This is a genomic window from Arthrobacter sp. AL12 (assembly GCF_029960645.1).
GTDB lineage: Bacteria > Actinomycetota > Actinomycetes > Actinomycetales > Micrococcaceae > Arthrobacter.
Genome location: NZ_JASBQY010000002.1, coordinates 127,549 through 134,060, shown reverse-complemented (window position 1 = coordinate 134,060; position 6,512 = coordinate 127,549). Strand labels below are relative to the sequence as shown.

Below are 6,512 nucleotides of genomic sequence, written 5' to 3'. Positions count from 1 at the left end.
GCGACTGGACATGCCCTCCCCCGGCTCCGGCGGCTCCGGCGGCCCCGGCCGCAATTTCTCCGATGTGGCCGTCTGGATCACGGACACTGGCCGTTCGGGTCCCCCCAGTTTGTCCATCCCTCCGTTCAGGAGCCCGACGCCGCCGCTCGCAAGTTCGGCGCTCAGGGCGTCAACGGCGTCCACCTCGATGGTGTATCGCCGTCGAGACCCTGCCTCGGCGGAAGCCCACGCACCAGGCGGCCTCAGTTCGGGACCTCGGGACATGCCCAGCGCAAGGACCCGGGGCTGGACAAAACGCCACTGTGTCCACGCTGCGGAGGCAAGAGAGGGCATTCTCCTTGGCACACCGGAGACGCATGACGGGACATGCCCCGCGTCCAGTCCCGGGACTGGACATAGTGCCCCTATGTCCATGGATCGAGGCCAGGAATGGGCATGTCCACCTCGGATAGCCGTGCACCACTGGGCATGTCCACCCGGGCAGGCACCCGCGGGGCATGCCCCACGAAAAAGGTGGCCGCCCCCGCAGGGACGGCCACCTTCACGGTGCTACTTCAAGCTACCAACTGCCAAACCTCAGGAAGCGGGCTCCCCGAGGACCGGAGGCAATTAGTTGCCGGTCAGCTTCTCGCGCAGTGCTGCAAGCGCCTCGTCGGAAGCGAGCGTGCCGCCACCGGTGTTGGTCTCGGCTGCAGCCGGCTCGGAGGAGTAGCTGGTGGTGCCGGAGTCGCTCTCACCTGACGTTGCAGCTGCAGCGTCGTCGGCAGCGTGCTGGGCAACCTGCTTCTTGTGGGCTTCCCAGCGGGTCTGGGCATCAGCGTACTGCTGCTCCCAGGCGGCGCGCTGCGTCTCGTAGCCTTCAAGCCACTCGTTGGACTCCGGATCGAAGCCCTCCGGGTACTTGTAGTTGCCCTCTTCGTCGTACTCAGCGGCCATGCCGTAGAGAGCCGGATCGAATTCGGTGGACTCGGCGTCGACGCCCTCGTTGGCCTGCTTGAGGGACAGCGAGATGCGGCGGCGTTCGAGGTCGATGTCGATGACCTTCACGAACAGCTCGTCGCCAACGGAGACAACCTGCTCGGCCAGCTCAACGTGGCGCACGGCGAGCTCGGAGATGTGGACCAGGCCCTCGATGCCGTCTTCAACGCGAACGAACGCGCCGAACGGAACCAGCTTGGTGACCTTACCCGGCACAACCTGCCCAAGGGCGTGGGTGCGGGCGAAGGTCTGCCACGGATCTTCCTGCGTGGCCTTGAGCGACAGGGAAACGCGCTCGCGGTCCAGGTCGACCTCGAGAACCTCGACGGTGACTTCCTGGCCGACTTCGACAACCTCGGACGGGTGGTCGATGTGCTTCCAGGACAGCTCGGAAACGTGAACGAGGCCGTCTACGCCGCCCAGGTCCACGAAGGCACCGAAGTTGACGATGGAGGAAACGACGCCGGGACGGACCTGGCCCTTTTCCAGCTTGTTGAGGAACGTGGAGCGGACCTCGGACTGGGTCTGCTCGAGCCACGCACGGCGGGACAGCACAACGTTGTTGCGGTTCTTGTCCAGCTCGATGATTTTGGCTTCGATCTTCTGACCGATGTACGGAGCAAGGTCGCGCACACGGCGCATCTCGACGAGGGATGCGGGCAGGAAGCCGCGCAGACCGATGTCGAGGATAAGACCACCCTTGACAACCTCGATGACGGTACCGGTGACGACACCGTCTTCTTCCTTGACCTTCTCGATGTCACCCCAGGCACGCTCGTACTGAGCGCGCTTCTTGGAGAGGATCAGGCGGCCTTCTTTGTCTTCCTTGGTGAGCACCAGGGCTTCGACGAGATCGCCAACGGAGACGACGTCTCCGGGATCAACATCGTGCTTGATGGACAGCTCGCGGGAGGGAATGACACCTTCGGTCTTGTAACCGATGTCGAGCAGAACTTCGTCGCGGTCGACCTTGACGACGGTACCTTCGACGAGATCTCCGTCGTTGAAGTACTTGATGGTGGCGTCGACTGCTGCGAGGAAGTCCTCAGCGGTACCGATGTCGTTAATGGCGACTACGGGTGTACCGGGCTTCTCGGTGGAGGTGATGGTCATGTAGTAGGGGCTCCGTTGTGGATAGTTAGTCGGTCAGGCAAACCGCTGCGCCCGCGTCGGCGACACGGGCTCAGAACACGGCATATCGCCGGGTCATCCTGATTTGTGGATTGTAGATGCGCGCACGTAGTACACGCCCGTTTAGTCTAGTCGTATCCGGGAACACCGGTCAAAGCGCAACGGGTCGGCCCGGATCCGCCTAGAAATGCGTCAGGCAGTGCGGTGCGCGCTCGACGGCGAACATGAGTCTCGCTGTCAGCGCCGCCCCGGGCGCGTGCTCGGTGATCCGCCCGGCGGCGGCCAGGGTCACCGGGCAGACGGCGCCCAGATAGATGGATCCGAGTTCCGCGACGTCGAGGGACAGCTCCGGGTCGGCGCCGTTCGGGGCCGCCGCGACGCTGGCTTCGCCGGCACGCACCGTCAGGGTGAACACGCCGGCCGCGAACCCAAGGGTGTCGGTGACGCGCAGCACCAGGCTGCCGTCGGCGGAGTAGCGCCGTGCGCCCAGGGCCTTGGCCGTGTCGAGGATCCGGAGCCAGAGCATGTCGCCGTTTTCGCTGGACTCGATGCAGCGCGGGTCCTCCAGGGCCCACGCCAGCGGATCGTCCACGGGCGCCTCGGCCCAGGCGACCCGGTCGATGAGGTCAAGGCTGCCGAGGAACTGCCACAGCTCCAGGTAGCCGGACTTGGTGGCCGCCACGAGGTCGATGATCTCCATGGCGGGAGGCTTGGTGTCCCACCCGGAGAACTTGTAGGCGACATAGCCGTCCACGGCGCCGTCGGCGTCGTAGTGCAGCGCGCACCGGATTGACTCGTCCTCCGCGCCGTCCTGGCCGAGTGTGCCCGAGCTCCGCTGCCGGTACGCGTCCTGCCGCACGAGGGAACCCGGGGTCGCCCGGTGGACGCGTTCGAACACCACGGGTGCCAGTTCCAGCAGGACCTTCCGGTCGGCGATCTCCACGGAACCCGTCGGGGTGTGCCGCAGCCGGAACCGCGGTCCGGTGTTGACCTTGATGCTGCGCTCAAACGTTGCGACGCCGAAGCCGAACCGGCCGTAGATGGAGGCCTCCGATGCTGTCAGGGCAGCCATCGCGAGGCCGTCGGCCCGCGACGCGGCAAGGTCCTCGGTCATCATCCGGCGCAGGAGTCCCTGCCGGCGGTGGGTGCCGCGGACGGTCACAGCGGTGATCAGCTGCGCCTCGAGCTGCCGGCCGTAGCCGACGTTCAGGTGCTTGCGCAGCGTCCCGAAGGTGGCCACCGGAATGTCGGCCGCCAGGGAGCGCGCGGCGACGGTGCCCGTCTGGTAGACCCCGGTCATCTCCCGGTTGTCCGTCCGGTACATGGCCATGACCTTGTCGACGAATTCGTCCTTGTGCCGCTCGTCGTAGAACCCGACGCCGACACCGCGCAGCCAGGCGACTCCCAGCGCGAAGTCCGGTTGGCCCTTTTTGGCCGCGCGGAACCGCCGGATTTCGTACTTTTCTGCCACGAGTTGCTCCCCCTGAAAATGTTGCGGTCCCCGGGAACCCCGGAGGGGACCCCAGCGCCGCGCTGGCTGGATGACTAGTGCCCGGCCTCGTACCAGCTGGATCCGACGCCGATCTGGACGTCGAGCGGAACGGTCAGCCGGGCAGCCGAGCCCATCTGCTCGGTCACGAGCTTCTCCACGGCATCCCGCTCGCCATGGGCCACTTCGAGGACCAGTTCATCATGGACCTGCAGCAGCATCCGGGATTTCAGGCCCTGTTCGGCCAGGGCCCCGGAAACGCCCAGCATGGCCCGCTTGATGATATCCGCGGCTGAGCCCTGGATGGGCGAGTTCAACGCGATGCGCTCCGCGTTCTCGCGCAGCTGGCGGTCGGTGCTGGTGAGGTCCGGGAGGTAGCGGCGGCGCCCTTCGATGGTGGAGGTGTAGCCGTCGATCCTCGCCTGGTCCACCACGCCGCGGAGGTAATCGCGGACGGCGCCGAACCGGTCGAAGTACTCCTTCATGAGGGTCCGCGCCTCGTCGACGGAAATCTGAAGCTGCTTGGAGAGCCCGAACGAGGTCAGACCGTAGGCAAGGCCATAGGACATGGCCTTGACCTTCGAACGCATCGCACTGGTCACCTGGTCGGTGGGCACATGGAAGATGTTGGAGCCCACGAACCGGTGCAGGTCTTCGCCGTCCTTGTAGGCCTGGATCAGCCCGGCGTCGCCCGAAAGGTGGGCCATGATGCGCATTTCGATCTGCGAGTAGTCCGCGGACAGCAGGCAGTCATAGCCTTTGCTGACCACGAAGATGCCGCGGACGCGCCGGCCTTCCTCGCTGCGGATGGGGATGTTCTGCAGGTTCGGGTTATTGGAGGAGATCCGGCCCGTGGCTGCGACGTTCTGCGCGTAGGTGGTGTGGATCCGACCGTCGTCGGTGACGGACTTCTTGAGCGACTCCAGCATCTGGCGCAATTTCGAGGACTCGCGGTGCGCCATGAGCTGGACCAGGAATTCGTGCCCGGTCTTCTCCAGCAGGTTCTTGAGCGACGCTGCGTCGGTGGTGTAGCCGGACTTGATCTTCTTGGTCTTCGGCAGCCCCAACTCCTCGAACAGCACGGTCTGCAGCTGCTTGGGAGACCCGAGGTTCACCTCGTGGCCGATCGCCGCGAAGGCAAGCTCCTGGGCGTTGTCGATCACCTTGGCGAGATCCGCCAGTTGTTCGTCCATGCGGGCCATGTCTATGGCGATTCCGGCGAGTTCCATGTCGGCAAGGACGCGGCTGACAGGCAGCTCGAGGGTGGTCAGGAGGTCCTGGGCCTTGCGTTCGGCCAGTTCCGTCTCGAAGTACCGGCTCAGCGCCCCGACGACGGCGGCCACGTGGACCAGCCCACCGGCAGCGGCGGCGTCATCGCCGTCGAACGCCAGCTCAAGCTGGCCGGCCTTGGCAGCCTCGGTCGAGACGCTGAGGTTGAGGTGGTGCTGGGCCAGTTCGGCGAGTTCATAGCTGCGGCGGTCCGGCTGGATGAGGTAGCCGGATATTGAGGTGTCGTCCACCACGCCTTCCAGGCCCAGGCCCCGACTGGAGAGGGCCTTGAGTGCCGCCTTGTAGCCATGCATGACTTTGGCCGCGCCGGTGTCCCGTAGCCAGCCGGCCAGGACGTTCTCGGCGGCGGCGTCCTGGCTGGCGAGGTCAATGTAGGCGGCCCCGTTGTCATGGACGATGGCCAGGGCGGCGGCATCCTCAACGATCCTGCCGGGCACGAGGTCGACGGCGACGGCCGAACGCTTGCCCGCCCCGGACTCGAGGAAAGCGGTCAGTTCGGCGGCGCCGGCGGGGACCACGAAGTCCGGGGTGTCGAGGCTTTCCCGCTCTGCTTCGGAAACCTCACTGCCGTAGAGGGCGAAGAGCCGGGTCCGGATGGTCTTGAATTCGAGGGCGTCGAACAGGTCCTCGAGGGCGGCCTGGTCCGGCCGCGGATCCGCGAGCTCGTCCAGCGTCACGGGGAGGTCGAGGTCCGTATGGAGCCTGTTCAGCCGCCGGTTCCGTTTGACCTCGTCCACGTTTTCGCGCAGGGACTCCCCCACTTTTCCGCCGATCGCTTCGAGGTTCGCCAGGACCCCCTCCAGCCCGCCGTACAGGTTGATCCATTTGGCCGCCGTCTTGGGGCCGACGCCGGGGACGCCCGGAAGGTTGTCCGCGGACTCCCCCACCAGGGCGGCGAGGTCCGAGTACTGGGCGGGGCTGACAAAGTACTTTTCCTGGATGGCCGTTGCATCCATCCTGGGGATGTCGCTGACGCCCTTCCTGGGGTACAGCACAAAAACGTTGTCCGTAATCAACTGGAAGGCGTCACGGTCGCCCGAGACGAGGAGTACCTCGAAGCCTGCCTTTTCACCCATTGCGGCGAGCGTTGCCAGGATGTCATCAGCTTCATAGCCGGGCATCTTGATGGTCTTAATGCCCCAGGCGCCCATCACTTTGTCGATGAGGTCAATCTGGCCGCTCATCTCCCGGGGGGTCTCGTTGCGTCCGCCCTTGTACTCGCTGTACTCGGCCTTGCGGTGGGTGGTGTCGTCCGAGACGTCAAAGGCTACGGCCACGTGGGTCGGCTTCTGCTCCTTGATCAGGTTGATGAGCATGGACGTGAACCCGTGGATCGCGTTGGTGTGCTGGCCCGTCGCGGTGGAGAACTTGTCCGCGGGCAGGGCGAAGAACGCCCGGAACGCCATGGAGTGCCCGTCGAGGACCAGAAGGCGCGGCTGGTCCGTAATGGGAATGACGGGCGCCACGGTGGCGGAAACCGACTCCGCTGCCCGGCTGGATTTCCGGACGGGCGTGGCCGCAATCACGGATTCGGTCTCAGCGGCCGGGAGAATGTCTGCTGCGCTGTCTGCCGGAAGGGGGGCAAGGGCCGGTTTGGTAGTTTCGCTCACAGGTGCCAGCCTAG

The 6,512-nt window shown here is 65.6% G+C and carries 4 protein-coding genes; all 4 read right to left on the bottom strand.

Going from position 1 to position 6,512, the window contains the following annotated elements; all coding sequences use genetic code 11:
- Positions 1-183, bottom strand: a 183-nt coding sequence (locus QK291_RS03410) for a hypothetical protein (RefSeq protein ID WP_282379169.1), incomplete at its 3' end; no start/stop codon positions are given.
- A 426-nt stretch (positions 184-609) separates the two neighbouring features.
- On the bottom strand, positions 610-2,091 hold the full coding sequence (rpsA, locus tag QK291_RS03405) for a 30S ribosomal protein S1 (RefSeq protein WP_282379167.1): 1,482 nt from the start codon (positions 2,089-2,091) through the stop codon (positions 610-612).
- Between the two features lie 199 nt (positions 2,092-2,290).
- Positions 2,291-3,580: a GNAT family N-acetyltransferase gene (locus tag QK291_RS03400; RefSeq protein ID WP_282379165.1), complete on the bottom strand. Its 1,290-nt coding sequence runs from the start codon at positions 3,578-3,580 to the stop codon at positions 2,291-2,293.
- Positions 3,581-3,654: 74 nt separating this feature from the next.
- Positions 3,655-6,498 (bottom strand): DNA polymerase I, encoded by a 2,844-nt coding sequence (polA, locus tag QK291_RS03395; RefSeq protein WP_282379163.1) that lies wholly within the window; start codon positions 6,496-6,498, stop codon positions 3,655-3,657.
- Positions 6,499-6,512: the final 14 nt, after the last annotated feature.

Excerpts from the sequence above, each read along its gene's own strand:
- rpsA (WP_282379167.1), bottom strand. The coding sequence starts at position 2,091 with ATGACCATCACCTCCACCGAGAAGCCCGGTACACCCGTAGTCGCCATT.